This is a genomic window from Mycobacterium sp. NGS61 (assembly GCF_059812325.1).
The window spans coordinates 61455-78295 of record NZ_JCALCL010000005.1 but is presented as its reverse complement, the minus strand read 5'-3'; the positions used below and the strand labels follow the sequence as shown (position 1 = coordinate 78295).

Annotated in this window: 13 protein-coding genes; 6 read left to right on the top strand and 7 right to left on the bottom strand. The window is 65.7% G+C overall.

The annotated features are described in order from the left end of the window. Positions 1 to 59: 59 nt before the first annotated feature. Complete coding sequence (locus AC5Y3Z_RS12890; protein ID WP_463827366.1) at positions 60 to 851, bottom strand: SDR family oxidoreductase; 792 nt, start codon at positions 849 to 851, stop codon at positions 60 to 62. A 331-nt stretch (positions 852 to 1182) separates the two neighbouring features. On the opposite strand from AC5Y3Z_RS12890, the gene pstS (AC5Y3Z_RS12885) reads away from it, so the two are divergent. The 3 genes from pstS (AC5Y3Z_RS12885) to pstA are packed head-to-tail and all read left to right on the top strand — an operon-like array spanning position 1183 to position 4186. Further along, positions 1183 to 2292 carry a phosphate ABC transporter substrate-binding protein PstS gene (pstS, locus tag AC5Y3Z_RS12885; RefSeq protein WP_463827367.1) on the top strand — a complete coding sequence of 370 codons (1110 nt, stop codon included), beginning with the start codon at positions 1183 to 1185 and terminating at the stop codon, positions 2290 to 2292. 11 nt (positions 2293 to 2303) lie between these two features. Then, the gene (gene pstC, locus AC5Y3Z_RS12880; RefSeq protein ID WP_463827368.1) at positions 2304 to 3278 is read left to right on the top strand and encodes a phosphate ABC transporter permease subunit PstC; all 975 of its coding nucleotides are present in this window, start codon (positions 2304 to 2306) and stop codon (positions 3276 to 3278) included. Continuing rightward, the gene (gene pstA / locus AC5Y3Z_RS12875; RefSeq protein WP_463827369.1) at positions 3275 to 4186 is read left to right on the top strand and encodes a phosphate ABC transporter permease PstA; all 912 of its coding nucleotides are present in this window, start codon (positions 3275 to 3277) and stop codon (positions 4184 to 4186) included. Before pstC ends, pstA begins: the two co-directional genes overlap by 4 nt. Positions 4187 to 4190: 4 nt before the next feature. Here the strand turns inward: pstA and AC5Y3Z_RS12870 are convergent, their stop codons facing one another. From AC5Y3Z_RS12870 to AC5Y3Z_RS12855, 4 genes are all read right to left on the bottom strand, one after another. Beyond that, entirely contained in the window at positions 4191 to 6425 is a 2235-nt protein-coding gene (locus AC5Y3Z_RS12870) for a serine/threonine-protein kinase PknD (RefSeq protein WP_463827370.1), read from the bottom strand. A 299-nt stretch (positions 6426 to 6724) separates the two neighbouring features. Then, the gene (gene pstS / locus AC5Y3Z_RS12865; RefSeq protein ID WP_463827371.1) at positions 6725 to 7846 is read right to left on the bottom strand and encodes a phosphate ABC transporter substrate-binding protein PstS; all 1122 of its coding nucleotides are present in this window, start codon (positions 7844 to 7846) and stop codon (positions 6725 to 6727) included. Between the two features lie 114 nt (positions 7847 to 7960). Beyond that, entirely contained in the window at positions 7961 to 8881 is a 921-nt protein-coding gene (gene ku / locus AC5Y3Z_RS12860) for a non-homologous end joining protein Ku (RefSeq protein WP_463827372.1), read from the bottom strand. A gap of 53 nt (positions 8882 to 8934) precedes the next feature. Next, complete coding sequence (locus AC5Y3Z_RS12855) at positions 8935 to 9810, bottom strand: carbohydrate kinase family protein (RefSeq protein ID WP_463827373.1); 876 nt, start codon at positions 9808 to 9810, stop codon at positions 8935 to 8937. A 37-nt stretch (positions 9811 to 9847) separates the two neighbouring features. Here AC5Y3Z_RS12855 and AC5Y3Z_RS12850 point away from each other — a divergent pair, with 37 nt between their 5' ends. Genes AC5Y3Z_RS12850 through AC5Y3Z_RS12840 form a run of 3 tightly spaced genes read left to right on the top strand, consistent with a single transcriptional unit; the run spans position 9848 to position 14913 of the window. Further along, positions 9848 to 12115, top strand: coding sequence for an ATP-dependent DNA ligase (locus AC5Y3Z_RS12850; protein WP_500001807.1), 2268 nt, complete (start codon positions 9848 to 9850; stop codon positions 12113 to 12115). Continuing rightward, on the top strand, positions 12112 to 14037 hold the full coding sequence (locus AC5Y3Z_RS12845) for a fumarylacetoacetate hydrolase family protein (RefSeq protein WP_463827375.1): 1926 nt from the start codon (positions 12112 to 12114) through the stop codon (positions 14035 to 14037). The genes AC5Y3Z_RS12850 and AC5Y3Z_RS12845 overlap by 4 nt, the downstream gene beginning before the upstream one ends. A 60-nt stretch (positions 14038 to 14097) precedes the next feature. Further along, positions 14098 to 14913, top strand: a complete 816-nt coding sequence (locus AC5Y3Z_RS12840) for an enoyl-CoA hydratase/isomerase family protein (protein ID WP_463827376.1) — start codon at positions 14098 to 14100, stop codon at positions 14911 to 14913. 3 nt (positions 14914 to 14916) lie between these two features. Here AC5Y3Z_RS12840 and AC5Y3Z_RS12835 read toward each other — a convergent pair whose 3' ends face one another. Then, on the bottom strand, positions 14917 to 15786 hold the full coding sequence (locus tag AC5Y3Z_RS12835) for a TIGR03619 family F420-dependent LLM class oxidoreductase (protein WP_463827377.1): 870 nt from the start codon (positions 15784 to 15786) through the stop codon (positions 14917 to 14919). A 1-nt stretch (position 15787) separates the two neighbouring features. After that, positions 15788 to 16552, bottom strand: coding sequence for an STAS domain-containing protein (locus tag AC5Y3Z_RS12830; protein ID WP_463827378.1), 765 nt, complete (start codon positions 16550 to 16552; stop codon positions 15788 to 15790). Positions 16553 to 16841: the final 289 nt, after the last annotated feature.

The following is a 16841-nucleotide window of genomic DNA, read 5'->3' as shown; positions in this document are numbered from 1 at the left end:
GTGAGGGTATCCGAAACCAGCCGGGCGTAGCCAGCGGCCGGGCTGCCCCGGCTTACCCGTCACAGGTCCGGGACTGGGATCTCCAGGTTGGGGAAGGTCAGACCGCCGTCCACCTCCAGCGTCTTGCCGGTCAGGAAGCTGCCGGCTGGTGCGGCCAAATAGACTGCGGCAGCGGCGATGTCGAGAGGATCGCCGAGCCGGCGCAACGGTGTGGCCTGCTCCATCGGCGTACGTAGCTCGTCGTTTCCGGCCACCACGTCGAGCGCTGAAGTCAGGATCGACCCGGGCGCGATCGCGTTGACCCGGATGCGCGGGCACAGGTCCAACGCCGACAACCGGGTGTAGTGCGACAGCGCGGCCTTGGCGGTGCCGTAGGCCGCGAAACCGCGGCCGGCCAGCCTGCCGATGGCTGAGGTGATGTTGATGATGCTGCCGCCACCGGAGTGCTCGAGCATCAATGGCGCCGCGGCAACGGTGAGCGCATGCGCGGTGGCCACGTTGAACGTGAAGGCGTCCCGGAGGTCCTTTGTCGAGGTGGTCAGCAGCGTGTTGGGCATGCTGCCGCCGACGTTGTTGACGACGATGTCCAGTTTCCCGAACGCGTCGATCGCCTGTGCCGCCAACTGCGCGGTGTCCTCGGGGTGGGCGAGGTCGGCGGCGACGACATGCGCGCGGCGACCCACGGCGCGGACCTGCTCGGCGACCTCGTCGAGTTGGGACTGAGTCCGTGAGGCGATGACGACATCGGCTCCGGCTTCGGCGAACGCCAGTGCGATGGCCGCACCCAGACCGCGTCCGGCGCCGGTGATGACGGCGACCTTGTCGTCGAGGCGGAAGCTGTCGAGGATCACTGCGGTCTCGTTTCACTGTCGGCCGCCACGGCGGGCTCGCCACCACGTCGGCGGAGTTCTGTAACAGGTTCTAGTTTCGCACAGCGGCTCGGACCGGCGGCCGGTGGCGCGGTATCGGGCGTTCGGGCTGCCAATACCGTTGCGGCCCACAATAACCGGCGTCACAGGTGAAGATGACGTGGCCGGATACCGAGGATCGGGAATCATCGACTCTTTCACCCTGCGTAACCTGTTGTTAATGTAGCTGAAAGGCTGCAATGAAAGGGGTTATTGCGAGCCGCGACGGGTGGGCGGCATCTGATATGTTTCATCACTACCGTTAGGAACTGGATTGAAACTCAACCGATTTGGTGCCGCGCTGAGTGTCCTGGCCGCAGGCTCACTCGTGTTGTCGGCGTGCGGCAGCGACAATAACAACGCAGGCGGGGGAGGCCAGAGCTCGTCCTCGGGCAACGTCAGTTGCGGCGGGAAAAAGGCGCTGAAGGCCAGCGGTTCCTCCGCGCAGAACAACGCGATGACCCGCTTCGGTAAAGCCTTCGAAACGGCATGTCCCGGTCAGACCCTGAATTACACATCCAACGGCTCGGGCGCCGGCATCAGTGAATTCAACGGCAACCAAACCGATTTCGGCGGTTCGGACTCGCCGCTGAGTAAGGATGAAGCGGCCGCGGCGCAGCAGCGGTGCGGATCCCCGGCGTGGAACCTGCCGGTGGTGTTCGGGCCCATCGCAGTCACGTACCACCTCGACGGCGTGAGTTCGCTGAACGTGGACGGGCCCACCCTGGCCAAGATCTTCAGCGGCGAGGTCAAGACCTGGAACGACCCCGCGATCGCTGCGCTCAACTCGGGGACCAACCTGCCGGCCACCGAGATCCACGTCGTCTTCCGCAGTGACGAGTCAGGAACGACGGACAACTTCCAGCGTTACCTGGACGCTGCTTCCAACGGTGCCTGGGGCAAGGGCGCCGGCAAGGCATTCAAGGGTGGCGTCGGTGAGGGTGCGGCCAAGAACGACGGCACCGCACAGGCGGTCAAGACCACCAACGGTTCGATCTCCTACGTCGAGTGGTCGTTTGCTCAGGCCCAGCAGCTGAGCATCGCCAAGATCATCACGTCGGCGGGTCCGGATCCGGTCACCATCGGCACCGAATCGGTCGGCAAGACGATCGCCGGAGCCACGATCGCGGGCCAGGGTAACGACTTGGTGCTGGACACGATCTCGTTCTACCGGCCGACCCAGCCGGGTTCGTACCCGATCGTGCTGGCCACCTACGAGATCGTCTGCTCGAAGTACCCCGATGCTCAGGTCGGGATGGCGGTGAAGGCCTTCCTGCAATCGACCATCGGTGCCGGCCAGAATGGCTTGGCGGACAACGGGTATGTCCCGATCCCGGACTCGTTCAAGCCGAGGTTGTCGACCGCCGTCAACGCCATCTCCTGAGCTGAGTTGACATGACCACAGCCCCGCTGGCAAAAGAAGCGCTAGCGGAGGTGAACGCTCGCGCGGCGCGGCGGGCCGACCGTCTGTTCAAGTCGGCCGCCGCGGCCGCCGGGTCCACCATCGTGGTGGCGATCGTGCTGATCGCGGTATTTCTGTTGATCAAGGCGATTCCGTCGCTGCGGGTGAACACGGTGAACTTCTTCACCAGCGCGCAGTTCGACACCGCCAGCGACCGCAAACTGGCGTTCGGTATCCGGGACCTGTTCATGGTCACCGTGCTCAGTTCGGTCACCGCGCTGGCGTTGGCGGTGCCGATCGCCGTCGGCATCGCGGTGTTCGTCACCCAGTACGCGCCGAACCGGCTCTCCCGCCCGTTCAGCGCCATCGTGGATCTGCTGGCGGCGGTTCCGTCGATCATCTTCGGGTTGTGGGGCATCGCCGTACTGGCGCCCTATTTGGAGCCGATCGCGAGGTTCCTGAACCGGAATCTGGGGTGGCTCTTCCTGTTCAAGCAGGGCAATGTGTCGCTGGCCGGCGGTGGCACGATCTTCACCGCGAGCATCGTGCTTGCCGTGATGATCCTGCCGATCGTGACGTCGGTGTCGCGCGAGGTGTTCCGGCAGACACCGCTGATGCAGATCGAAGCCGCGCAGGCGCTCGGTGCCACGAAGTGGGAGGTGGTGCGGATGACCGTGCTGCCGTTCGGTCGAAGCGGCGTGGTGGCCGCCTCGATGCTGGGGCTGGGCCGCGCCTTGGGAGAAACCGTCGCGGTGTTGGTCATCCTGCGTGCCGGCGCCCGCCCGGGCAACTGGTCGCTGTTCGACGGCGGCCACACGTTTGCCTCCAAGATCGCCTCGGCGGCAGCCGAATTCAGCCGGCCGCTGCCTACCGGTGCTTACATCTCCGCGGGTTTTGCGCTGTTCGTGCTGACCTTCCTGGTCAACGCCGCCGCTCGCGCCATCGCCGGCGGAAAGGTCAACGGATGAGCCAGCTCAGCGCCGACGCGCTCGAGCGGCCGGTCAAGGCCGTCGTCTTCCGCCCGTTGAGCACCGCGCGTCGGGTCAAGAACTCTGCGGCGACGGTCTTCTTCTTTGCCTCCTTCCTGATCGCCCTGGTGCCGTTGATCTGGTTGCTCGGGGTAGTGGTCATCCGCGGCTACTACGCAGTCATCCGTCCGCAATGGTGGACCCATTCGCTGCGCGGTGTGCTGCCCGAAGAGTTCACCGGGGGCGTCTACCACGCCCTGTACGGCACCTTGGTGCAGGCCGGGATGGCCGCCGTCATCGCGGTGCCGCTCGGGCTGATGACGGCCGTCTACCTGGTGGAGTACGGCACCAGCCGGCTGGCGCGGGTAACCACCTTCATGGTCGACGTGCTCGCCGGGGTGCCCTCGATCGTGGCGGCCCTGTTCATCTTCAGCCTCTGGATCGCGACCCTGGGATTTCAGCAGAGCGCATTCGCCGTGTCGTTGGCGCTGGTGCTGCTGATGTTGCCGGTGGTGGTGCGCTCCACCGAGGAGATGCTGCGGCTGGTCCCCGACGAACTGCGCGAAGCCAGCTACGCGCTGGGCGTTCCGAAGTGGAAGACGATCGTGCGGATCGTGACTCCCATCGCCATGCCCGGCATCGTGTCGGGCGTGCTGCTGGCGGTCGCCCGGGTGATCGGGGAGACCGCGCCGGTGCTGGTGCTGGTCGGGTACGCCCGATCGATCAACACCGACATCTTCAGCGGCAACATGGCCTCGCTGCCGCTGCTGATCTACACCGAGCTCACCAATCCCCAGCGCGCCGGATTTCTGCGGGTCTGGGGAGCCGCGCTCACCCTGATCATCATCGTTGCGGTGATCAACGTGGTAGCCGCGGTGGTGCGGTTCCTTTCCACCAGGCGAGCCTGATCGGTCACTGCGCGATGCGCAGCACCCTGCCGTTGCCGCGGTCGGCGACGTAGACGTTGCCCTTCTTGTCCACCGCGACCGACAACGGCGTGTTCAAACCGGTGAACGGCAACTCCACCGATGTGGTGGCGCCGGCGGGGAGTTTCAGCACCGTGTTGTTGTCGTGGTCGGTGACGTAGACGTTGGCGGCACCGTCGACCGCGATCCCCCACGGCGCGGTCAACCCGGTGAAGGGCAACTCCACCTGGTTGGTGGTCCCCGCATCCAACCTCAGCACTCGATGGTTGTCGGTGTCAGTGACGTAGATGTTGCCGTCGCTGTCCACCGCCACCCCGTCGGGGCTCTTCAACCCGTTGAACGGCACCTCGACCTGCTCAGTGGCACCGGCCGGCATCTTCCACACCTTGCTGCTGCCGCGGTCGGCGACGTAGACGTTGCCCTGAGCATCGATCGCCACACCTTCGGGGTAGCTCAGGCCCTTGAACGGCACCACCACCTGGTTGTTGGAGCCGGCCGACAACGACACCACCCGGTTGTTGAAGTCGCTGACGTAGACCTTCCCGGAGGCATCCACCGCGATGCCCTGGGGTTCGTAGAGCCCGTTGAACGGTTTGACCGTCGGTGAGGACGAGCCTTCGGGCAACGTCACCACCTTGCCGTACATGGTCTGGTTGGTGACGTAGACGGCGCCGCTCGGGTCGACGGCAACCCCGCCCGGCGCGAACCGGAAATTCAGGCCGTTGAACGGCATCACGACCTGGCCTTTGGCCTGCCCCGAGTCGCCGCCCGCCCCGCCGTCGTCCTTTCCGAACAGCAGGAACCCGGTGACGGCCGCCACCACCAACAGGACCGCGGCCGCCGCCGCGCCGATGATCAGCGGCTTGCGCGACTTGCCGGCCGGGGGTGGCGTCGTGGTGGCATGGGGGCCGGACGGTTGGTGGTACGCCGGCGGGCCGCTCTCGCCGCGTCCGGCGGCGGCTCCGGGCTGGCTTGCCCAGCCCGCTCCCACCGGGGCGGCCTGCGTGAACTGCTCGGAGTTGCCGGCCGGGGCGGGAGGCCAGCCGCCGGCATTCGACGGCAACGGCTGGGCCATGGTCTGGTCCCCGCTGTGATACTGGGCGGCCGGCAACCGCTGGGTGTGATCGCCGCTTTGGAACGGCGGAACCGGGGTCCGCAGTGTCTGATCGCCGGTGGGGAACGGCGGAACCGGGGTGCGCTGGGTTTCTCCTCCGGTGTGGTAGCCGGGGGCAGGTGAGTGCATGGTCTGCGCACCCGACGACTGCGGACCTGCGCCGCTCTGGCTGTTCCAGCCGCCGTTCAAACTCGGGTCCACGACCGGCGCGATCAGCGTCTGGTTGTCGCCCTGCCGCAGGATGGTGGCTTCCTGGCGCTGCTCGGGCGTGGTGAGCGCGTCGTGGGCGGCGCTGGCCAGATCCCCGGCGGTCAAGTAGCGCTCGTTGGGGTTCTTGGCCATGCCCTTGGCGATCACCTGGTCCAACGCCTCCGGCACGCGACCCGGCCGCAGCACGCTGGGCCGTGGCACCGGCTCCATGAGATGCGAGGCGATCAGTCGTTCGACGCTGTCCGCCCGGTAGGGGGGTGCACCCGTCAGACACTCGCCCAGCACACAGGCCAGCGCATAAATGTCAGCCCGGTAGGTGACCTCGTCGCTGGTGAACCGTTCCGGGGCCATGTAGTTGTAGGTCCCCACCGCCATCCCGCTCTGCGTCAGGCCCGGGTCGTGGGCGGCGCGGGCGATGCCGAAGTCCACCAGGTAGGCGAAGTCGTTGTTGGCGATCAGGATGTTCTCGGGTTTGACATCGCGGTGGGTGATGCCGCTGGTGTGGGCGGCGTCCAGCGCGGCGGCAATCTGCTTGACGATGGCCACCGCCCGCGCCGGAGTCAGCGGACCGTACTGGGTCAGCATTGAGCGCAGCGACACCCCGTCGATCAGGCGCATCTCCACATAGAACTGACCGTTGATCTCGCCGTAGTCGTGGATCGGCACGATGTGCGGCTCGGTCAGCCGGCCGGCGGTGTCGGCCTCGCGCTGCATCCGGGCGGTGAAGACCGGGTTGTCGGAGTAGGCCGTCGAGATCAACTTGAGCGCGACGACGCGGTGTTTGCGGGTGTCCTCGGCCTCGTACACCTCGCCCATGCCGCCGCGACCGATGAGACGCACCAACTGGTAGGGCCCAAACTGCGACCCCACCCGCGATTCCGACCCGGTACTGGTCACCGTTCGCTGCTCCCTTCCTCGGCCACCCGGCGGCGTGACCGCTACGGCAGCGACGACATTCGGACGCGGTCAGCGCAGGTCGCACCCAAACTGATGGTTAACACACGGTAAATCCTAGGAGAGCAGGCACACAACACAATCTCGGGACTCGACGTGAATTTCCAATCACGAGTGCGTAACGGACCCGGACAATGCCGGCGGCGGGGCATGGCGCCGACCGTGGCCGACATACGCGGCAGATGGCCAAAGCCGTTCGGATGCAACGTCGTTGAGCCGGGGCCCGTCGCCGCGGTGGCCGATCACGCGATCGCGTTGACGACCGGCACCAGTTTCGAGCGGAACGATTCCGGCAGCGGGATGTAACCGTATTCGTCCAGACCGACTTGGCCGTCGCCAATTGTGGCCTGCATGAACGCCTTTACCGCTTGCCCGGTGGGGGTGTCGGGGTACTTCGAGCACACGACCTCGTAGGTGACCAACACGATCGGATAGGCACCGGGTGTCGTCGGCAGATAGAACGACGAGGTATCCACGATCAGGTCGCGCTCGTCGCTGCCGGGCTTGAACTTGACTCCACTGATCGTCTTGCCGACCGTCTCCGCGCTGATCGACACCGGCTGAGGGCCGGCCGAGGTGATGATCTGGGCCTTCCTGAGCTGGTGGCCCTCGGCGAAGGACCACTCGTTGTACGTGATCGAACCGTCGGTCTGCTTCATGGCCTGCGAGGTGCCGTCGTTACCGTTGGCGCCTTCGCCGACGCCGCCGTTGAACACCTGACCGGCGCCTTTGCCCCAGGCGCCGTTGGACGCCGCGTCCAGGTACTTCTGGAAATTGTCCGTGGTGCCGGACTTGTCGGCACGGAAGACGACGTGGATGGGCGTCGCGGGTAGGGCGGTGTTGGTGTTCAGCGCCTTGATCGCGGGGTCGTCCCACTTGGTGATGGCGCCGTTGAAGATCTTGGCGATGGTCGGACCGTCCAGGCTGAGCGAACTGACGCCGTTGATGTTGTAGGTGACCGCGATCGGGCCGAACACGACGGGAATGTCCCAGGCCGGCGAACCGCAGCGTTCCCGCGCGCGGTCGGGCTCACCTTTGTCGGCGTTCATCGGGGAGTCGGAACCGGCCAAATCGGTCTGGCCGCCGATGAACGATGCCATCCCGGCGCCCGACCCGTTGGCGTTGTAGTCCAGGGTGTGACCCGGACACGCGTGAATGAACGCATAGACGAACTGTTCCATCGCGTTCTTCTGTGCCGTGGATCCTGCTGCCAGAATCTTCTTCTTGCCGCCGCAGTCCACCGGTACGACGGGAGTTGCCGAACCCGACGACGTCGCCTTGTTGGAACTGCCGCCACAACCGGCGAGCAGCAGTGCGCTGACCACCAGCAAGCTGAGTGCGACGCCAGATCGGGTGAACTTCACGGCAACTCCTCTGCAGACTCAGGGCCGGCAGCACGCGACGGGCTTATGTGAACAGCCGACCCTCTGAAGGTGAACTCAGGATGTCACTGGTGACCCCGTGCCGGTCAAGGTCTATCAGGATTTCGAAGCCGCTTTGGAACCCGCCTTCTTGGCGGGGGCTTTCTTGGCCGGTGTTTTCTTGGCCGCCGTCTTTTTCGCGGGCGTCTTCTTGGCTGCCGACTTCTTGGCCGTAGCCGTGCTGTCACCCGAGCGCGCCTTGACGCTGGCTTCCAGCTTGGCGAGCAGATCGGAGACGTCCTCGGTCTCGTCCAGCTCGGTGGGCTTTTCGTCGACGGTAAACGCTTCCCCCCCTTCGAGTTTGGCGTCGACCAATTCTTGCAACTGCTGTTGGTAATCGTCGTGGTAGCGATCGGGGTCGAACTCGTCGGCCATGGACTCCACCACCTGACCGGCCATCTTCAGCTCGGCCGGCTTGACCTCCACTTCCTTGTCCAGCACCGGAAAGTCGGGGTCGCGGATCTCGTCGGGCCACAGCAGGGTGTGGATCACCATGACGTTGCGCTTACCGAAGTCTTTGACGCGCAACGCGGCCAGTCGGGTCTTGTTGCGCAGCGAGAAGTGCACGATCGCCATCCGGTCGCTGTCGGCGAGCGTTTTCGCCAGCAGCACATACGATTTGGATGACTTGGAGTCCGGCTCCAGAAAATAGCTGCGGTCGAACAACATCGGGTCGACTTCGCTGGCCGGCACGAATTCCAGTACCTCGATCTCGCGGCTGCGCTCCTCGGGCAGGGTGGCGATGTCATCGTCGGTGATCACCACCGACCGACCGTCGTCGGATTCGAAGGCACGCGCGATGTCGCCGTATTCGACGACCTCGCCACACACCTCGCAGACCCGCTTGTAGCGGATGCGGCCGTTGTCCTTGGCGTGCACCTGGTGGAACTTGATGTCGTGGTCCTGGGTGGCGCTGTACACCTTGACCGGGACGTTGACGAGCCCGAACGCGATCGAGCCCTTCCAAATGGAGCGCATTTGGCCAGTATGCCGCTACTTGACGGCCACCCGCGTCAGGTGGGCATGCCTGCTCAGTGCGCGCCCGCGTGCCCGATGGCCAGCGCCGACCTCAGGGCCGCCGCATCGAGAGCCGATGTCAGCGCGTCGAGTCCGATCTGGTGTAGGGCATTTCGCCGGTCCCCGCCCAGCAACCCGTGCTCCCAGAGTGAGTCGAGCAGGCCGACCATGAACGCGTCGCCGGCGCCGACGGTGTCCACCACCTGCACCGGACGCGCCGGCACCGCGACCTCGCCGGCGGCACACAGCGCCAGCGCGCCCTGCGCGCCCATGGTCACCACCACCACCGCGGGTCCGGAGGCCAGCCAGCCGCGCGCGGTGTCCCGCGGTAAACGGTCGGGTGCGAGCCAATGCAGGTCCTCGTCGCTGACCTTGACGAGGTCACTGCGCTGCACGAACTTGGCGACGCGGTCTCTGGCCTGCTCGCGGTCGACGATCAACGACGGCCGAACATTCGGGTCGAAGGTGATGGTGGCCGAGACCCGGTAGGCATCCAGCAGCGCGGCCACCGCCAGGCAGCCCGGCTCGCGCACGGCGGCAATGGAGCCGGTGTGCACGAACAGCGGCGGCGGGACCGGTGGGGTGCCCGACAGTTGCCAATCCAGGTCGAACGAATACGTCGCCGACCCGTCCGCGCCGATCGTGGCCACCGCGGTGGACGTCCTGGCCGCGTCGACGCTGCCCGAAACCAGCTGCACCCCAGCAGCTTTGACGTAGTCCGCGATTCGACGGCCGGGCGGGTCATCGCCGATGTGGGTCAGGAAGTCGACACCGCGTCCCAGCCTGGCCAATCCGACGGCGACATTGAGTGGACTGCCGCCGACGTGCTCGGTGCGAGTCGCCCCCGCGACGATGTCGATGAGTGCTTCGCCGATCACGAGGCCCTTCACGTGCCGTGCCCCATGTCGGACAGGTTACGTTGACTCTATGGGTTCGGCACCGGCGCAGCAGGTGAAGCTGACCAATGCCGACAAGGTCCTCTATCCGGCAACGGGGACCACCAAGCAGGACATCTTCGAGTACTACACCAGCATCGCCGAGGTGATGGTGCCGCACATCGCCGGGCGAGCGGCGACCCGCAAGCGCTGGCCCAACGGCGTCGACGAGCCGGCGTTCTTCGAAAAGCAACTGGCGTCGTCGGCGCCCGCGTGGCTGCCGCGCGCCAGTGTCACCCACCGGTCCGGTACCACGACATACCCGATCATCGACAGCGCGGACGGGCTGGCCTGGATCGCGCAGCAGGCGGCGCTGGAAGTGCACGTGCCGCAGTGGCGGTTCGTCGCCGAATGGACGCGGAAGGGCGCTGAAGAATTCAAACCCGGGCCGGCCACCCGCCTGGTGTTCGATCTGGACCCCGGCCCGGGGGTGACGATGACCCAACTGTCCGAGGTGGCTCGCGCGGTGCGGGAGCTGATGACTGACATCGGGCTCACCGTCCACCCGCTGACCAGCGGCAGCAAAGGCCTGCACCTGTATGCGCCGCTGGCCGAGCCGGTGAGCAGTCGTGGGGCCACGGTTCTGGCCAAACGTGTTGCGCAGCAATTGGAAAAGTCGATGCCGAAGCTGGTCACCTCGGTGATGGCCAAGAACGTGCGGGCGGGCAAGGTCTTTCTGGACTGGAGTCAGAACAGCGGCTCGAAAACCACCATCGCGCCCTACTCACTGCGTGGCCGCGAACAGCCCACCGTCGCCGCGCCCCGCAGTTGGGACGAACTGGACGACCCCGAACTGCGGCAGCTGCGGTACGACGAGGTGTTGGAGCGCGTCGCCCGCGACGGCGACCTGCTCGCCGAGTTGGATGCCGATGTCCCGTTGCCGGACCGGTTGAGCAAGTACCGCAGCATGCGCGACGCCGCAAAGACCCCGGAGCCGGTGCCGCGCGCCAAACCGGCTATCGGACAGGACAATACGTTCGTCATCCAGGAGCACCATGCCCGGCGGCTGCACTACGACTTCCGGCTGGAACGAGACGGCGTCCTGGTGTCGTGGGCGGTGCCGAAGAACCTGCCCGAGACCACGTCGGTGAACCATCTGGCGGTGCACACCGAAGACCATCCGCTGGAGTACGGCAGCTTCGAGGGCTCCATCCCGAAAGGGGAATACGGCGCGGGCAAGGTGGTCATCTGGGACTCCGGCACCTATGAGGCGGAGAAGTTCCTGGACGACGAAGTGATCGTCAACCTGCATGGCAGCAAGATCTCCGGCCGGTACGCACTGATCCAGACCAACGGTGACCAGTGGCTGGCGCACCGGATGAAGGACCAGAAAGTCTTCGATTTCGACGGGCTGGCACCGATGTTCGCCACCCACGGGTCGGTGGCAGGTCTCAAACCGGGCCAGTGGGCATTCGAAGGTAAGTGGGACGGCTACCGGTTATTGGTCGACGCCGAGCACGGTGCGCTGCGGCTACGCTCGCGCAGCGGTCGGGACATGACGCACGAGTACCCCCAATTACGCGCACTGGCAGCAGATCTCGCTGACCACCACGTGGTGCTGGACGGTGAAGTGGTGGCACTCAACGATGCGGGAGTGCCCAGCTTCAACGAGATGCAGAACCGGGTGCGCGCCACCAGAATCGAATTCCGGGCCTTCGATCTGCTCTACCTGGACGGGCGTTCATTGCTGCGCGCCAAGTACGCCGACCGGCGCAAGCTGCTGGAAACCCTGGGCAGTGCAGGGGATCTCATCGTTCCGGCGTTGTTGCCCGGTGACGGCGCCGAGGCGCTGGACTATTCCCGCCGGCACGGATGGGAAGGTGTGGTCGCCAAGAGACGCGACTCGAGCTATCAGCCGGGCCGCCGTTCGGCGTCCTGGATCAAGGACAAGCATTGGAACACCCAGGAAGTGGTGATCGGTGGCTGGCGGGTCGGGGAGGGGGGACGCAGCAGCGGGATCGGGGCGCTGGTGCTGGGAATTCCCGGTCCGGACGGACTGCAGTTCGCCGGACGGGTGGGCACCGGATTCACCGATCTCGAGCTGGCAAGTTTGAAGAAGACGCTGGCGCCCCTGCAGACCGACGAATCACCGTTCCACCCGAAGCTTCCGGCCCGGGAGGCACGCGGGGTGACCTATGTCGAACCCGTGCTGGTGGGCGAAGTGCGCTACAGCGAGTGGACTCCGGACAACCGGTTGCGGCAATCGAGCTGGCGTGGGTTGCGACCGGACAAGAAACCAAGTGAGGTGGTGCGCGAATGAAGTGGGTGACCTACCGGGACGGAGATGACGAGCGCGTCGGGGTGCTCTCCGGGACAGATATTCACGCACTGCCCTCGGGGGCAACGCTTTTGGCATTGCTCGAGAGCGGTAGTCTGCATGCGGCCGGTGAGACGGCGCTGCGTTCGCCGACGGATGTCGTGGCTCTGGCCGATGTGTCGCTGGCAGCCCCGATCCCGCGCCCACCGTCGATCCGCGACACGCTGTGCTTTCTGGACCACATGCGCAACTGCCAGGAGGCCGCCGGCGGCGGCCGGGTGTTGATGGACACCTGGTATCGCATCCCGGCGTTCTACTTCGCCTGTCCGGCAACGGTACTGGGCCCATATGACGACGCACCGATGGCTCCCGGGAGCGTGTGGCAGGACTTCGAGTTGGAGATTGCCGCGGTGATCGGGACCGCCGGTAAGGACCTGACCGTCGAGCAGGCCGAACAGGCCATCGTCGGCTACCTGATCTTCAACGACTGGTCCGCACGCGACCTGCAGACGTTCGAGGGGCAACTGCGGATCGGGCAGGCGAAGGGGAAGGACAGCGGTGTCACGTTGGGCCCGTACCTGGTCACCGCCGATGAGCTGGCCCCTTTCAGCCGGGACGGCAGACTGAACCTGGAGGTGACGGCGCTGGTCAACGACACCGTCGTCGGGTCCGGATCGACCGGCACCATGGACTGGACCTTCGGCGAGGTCATCTCCTACATCTCGCGCGGTGTGCCGTTGCGCCCGGGTGATGTGATCGGCTCGGGCACGGTGCCGACGTGCACACTCGTCGAGCACTTGACCAAGCCGAGCTTCCCGGGCTGGCTGCGCGACGGGGATGAGGTGCGGCTGCAGGTGCAGGCGCTGGGGGAGACCCGGCAGACGGTGCGGGCTTCGCCGGCGCCGTATCCGCTGGCGCCGCGGCTCAATCCGGCGACGGCCCCCGGCCCGCAACGGGTCAACCCGGCACCGGCGAAGGTGCCCTACGTGCGCGGGTTGCACCAGGTGGGCGACCGGGTGTGGGCCTGGACCCTGCCCGACGGCGGATACGGTTGGAGCAACGCGGGTTTGGTGGCCGGCGACGGCGCGTCGCTGTTGGTGGACACACTGTTCGACCTGAGTCTGACCCGGGAGATGCTCGCGGCGATGCGGCCCATCATCGACGGTGCGCCGATCACTGATGCGCTGATCACCCATTCCAACGGGGACCACACGCACGGCAATCAGCTACTGGACGCCGCGGTCCGGATCATCGCGGCGCGAGGCACCGCCGAGGAGATCGCGCAGGAAACAGGCACCGACCGGCTCCGGGGTATCCAGCTGGCAGACCTCGGACCGGTCGCAACGTCGTTTGCCCGAGATCGATTCGGCCACTTCGATTTCAGTGGCATCGCTGTGCGCAACGCCGACGAGACCTTCGACCGTTCGATGAGCATCGACGTCGGTGGCCGCCGGGTCGATCTGTTGAACCTGGGGCCCGCGCATACCGCCGCCGACTCGGTGGTGCACGTGCCCGACGCCGGTGTGCTGTTCGGCGGGGACCTGCTGTTCATCGGTTGCACACCGATCGTGTGGGCCGGGCCGATCGCCAACTGGATCGCGGCATGTGACGCGATGATTGCGCTGGATGCGCCGGTGGTGGTGCCGGGGCACGGTCCGATCACGGACCCGGACGGAATCCGCGGCGTGCGAGGCTATTTCGTGCACCTCATCGAGCAGGCCGACGCGGCTCACGGGAAAGGCCTGTCACTGGCCGAAGCGATCGACACCGTCGACCTCGGCGAGTATGCGTCGTGGCTGGACTCCGAACGCATCGTGGTCAACATGTTCCGGCGGTACTGCGAACTCGATCCCGACACCCCGCAGCCCGAGTTGCTGGGGCTGTTCGCGATGCAGGCGGAGTGGTTGGCCAAGCGGCAGAATTAGCGGCATCCAGGAAAACAGGCCCGGTTCCGGGACTCCTCAGCAGTCGCCTACCGTTCCGGTATGGCATCCGAACCCGCAGTGCTGCTGGAAACCATCGACGACGGCATCGCCTGTGTCACCCTCAACCGGCCCAGGCTGCTGAATGCGATCGACGGGTCGTTGATCAACGCCACCGACCACGCCCTGGATGTCCTGAGCAGCGGTGAGCACCGGGTGGCGATCCTGACCGGGGCCGGGCGCGGTTTCTGCGCCGGCGCCGACCTGAGCGGTACCGGCGAAGCGTGGACCGAGGTCAAACCGTCGACTCCGGGTTTCAAGGTCAGCTACGACGCGCAGGTGCGACTGGCGGACCTGTTCACCCGTCTCTACGAGCTGCCGATCCCGGTGATCGCCGCGGTCAACGGCGTCGCGGTGGGCGGTGGGCTGGCGTTCGCGTTGCACTCCGACATCCGGATCGCTTCGGAGACGGCACGATTCGGTTCTGCCTTCATCAAGGCCGGCTTTTCCTCGATGGACATGGGCACCAGTTACCTGTTGCCGAAGATGGTCGGTGCCGGGGTGGCGCGGGAACTGATGCTGACCGGGCGGATGATCGACGCCGACGAGGCGTACCGCATCAAGCTGGTGCACGACGTGGTGCCCGCCGAGGATCTGATGGCCGCCGCTGTGAACAAAGCCCGCGAGATCGCCGGCAACAACGCATTCGGTGTGTGGCAGACCAAGATCGGCCTGAACGCGGCACTGGATGCACCGAGCCTGCGGCATGCGATCGAGATCGAGAACCGCACCCAGATCCTGACCGGCTTTACCAACAACCCTGCCGAAGCGGCCAAGGCGCATCGCGAGAAGCGGGCGCCAAATTGGGATACGTTGTGAATCTTAGACTTTCGACATCACTTTCTCGGCGTACTTCTCCAGGTTCTTGATCTTGGTCTGCAACGGTTCGGGGTCGGGTCCCTCAACGTAGGGCCAGCGGAACCCGACGATCACATCGGTGACGCCCTTGTCTTCCAGTCGTTTGATGCCGTCGACGGTGTAGGCGTCCGCCGAGATGACGTGAATTTCGAACGGTCCAGTCTGTCCTGCTTCGTCACGAAACTGTTTGACCCGGGCAATGAGTCGGTCCAGTTCGTCGGGATCGCTGCCGCCGCCGTGCATCCAGCCGTCCAGGCGGGCAGCCCGGCGCAGCGCGGCGTCGGCATGTCCGCCCACCAGGATCGGGATCGGTTGAGTGGGTGCGGGACTCATCTTGGTCTTGGGGATGTCGTAGAACTCGCCGTGGAACTCGAAATAGTCGCCGGTGGTCAGGCCTTGGACGATCTCGATACATTCATCGATTCGTTTGCCGCGCTTGGCAAATGGAATACCCATCAGCTCGTAGTCTTCGGGCCACGGGCTGGTGCCCACGCCCAGACCGAGCCGGTTGCCGTTCAACACCGCCAGTGAACCGGCCTGCTTGGCGGTGAGCGCCGGGTGCCGCACCGGCAACTTCAGGACGAAGAAGTTGAACCGCAGCGTCGTCGTCACCGCACTCAAAGCAGCTGTCAACACGAAGGTTTCGACGATTTCCTTGCCGTCCAGGAACTCGCGGCTGCCGTCGGGCGTGTACGGATACTTCGAGTCCGACTCGAAGGGGTAGGCGAGGCTGTCGGCAATGGTCATGCTGTGGTAGCCGGCTGCTTCCGCTGCTTTGGCCAGGGGAACGTAAAACTGCGGGTCGGTCAACGACTCCGCGTAACTGAACCGCATCTCAGAGCTGGTTTTCGGGACCGATGATCGCCCAGACCGTCTTGCCCGTCGATGTCGGCGTGCTGCTCCAGGCACGCGACAACGCGTCGACAATGGCCAGACCGGACACATCGATACCTTTGGGCGGGGCTGCCAGGCGAAGCGCGGGCGCGGTGCTGGTGTCGGACACCGCGATGGTCGCCGCCTGGCCGTCGCACTCGATCCTCATCATCGGTTCGCTGCCGGTGTGTTCCAGCACGTTTTCGATGAACACGTTGACCACCACGAGTGCGACGGGGATCAGTCCCGGTTTCGACCAGTTGGTGAGCCACTCGCGGACCAGCTGGCGAGACTCGCGAAGGCTGGTCAGATTGGCCGGCAGCTTGGCCTGCGCGTGGTGCAGCTTGCGGCGCCCAAGTCGGGTGACGGCCTTGGTGGCTCCCTTCTCCGTCGGATAGACCGGCATGAAGCGGGCCGCTCCGCTGCGCTCGATCGCCTCGCGGGTGGCGCGGTTCGCGGCGACCAGCACGATCGGCACGTCGGGGCGGGCGTCCATATTCCAGCGCGCGCTGGTGAACACCGACCAGCCTGCCTCGTCGGGAACTTGCAGGGCGTTGACGTCGACGATGACCGCGGTGGGCACGTCAAGGGTGGCTCTGGTGACCGCGTCACGCAGCTCGGCGGTGTTCTTGGCGTCGAGCACGCCGTCGGCGGTCAACAACACCACTGATTCCTCGGCCCGAGATACCACCGCGAGGGAGTTGGACGATTTCGCCACCGAACTCATATGGTCCCTCCCTGGCAGCGGACCCTCAGGTCGCGTGCCGATTGCGCCATGTCATCCGGTTCCATGTCCCGCTCCTTGAACACCTTCCCCGCCGTCTACTGGTCCCCCACGTCACCGGCCTTGCCGCGACATTGAGAGCTCCATCTTCGGGTAAACATCCCCCATTGCGAAAGGGGAACGGGTCGGACATCGAAGACCGCGAAGCAGTATCCGGTGCGAAACCGGTCCGCCTCACTATGTCGTGCCAGGCGCCCGATCGCTACTGCGCCGAACTCATCGTTGCTGCCCA

Coding starts and splice junctions, on each gene's coding strand:
- pstC (WP_463827368.1), top strand. CDS start 2,304: ATGACCACAGCCCCGCTGGCAAAAGAAGCGCTAGCGGAGGTGAACGCT.
- pstA (WP_463827369.1), top strand. CDS start 3,275: ATGAGCCAGCTCAGCGCCGACGCGCTCGAGCGGCCGGTCAAGGCCGTC.
- ku (WP_463827372.1), bottom strand. CDS start 8,881: ATGCGCTCCATTTGGAAGGGCTCGATCGCGTTCGGGCTCGTCAACGTC.
- AC5Y3Z_RS12850 (WP_500001807.1), top strand. CDS start 9,848: ATGGGTTCGGCACCGGCGCAGCAGGTGAAGCTGACCAATGCCGACAAG.
- AC5Y3Z_RS12845 (WP_463827375.1), top strand. CDS start 12,112: ATGAAGTGGGTGACCTACCGGGACGGAGATGACGAGCGCGTCGGGGTG.
- AC5Y3Z_RS12840 (WP_463827376.1), top strand. CDS start 14,098: ATGGCATCCGAACCCGCAGTGCTGCTGGAAACCATCGACGACGGCATC.
- AC5Y3Z_RS12835 (WP_463827377.1), bottom strand. CDS start 15,786: ATGCGGTTCAGTTACGCGGAGTCGTTGACCGACCCGCAGTTTTACGTT.
- AC5Y3Z_RS12830 (WP_463827378.1), bottom strand. CDS start 16,552: ATGAGTTCGGTGGCGAAATCGTCCAACTCCCTCGCGGTGGTATCTCGG.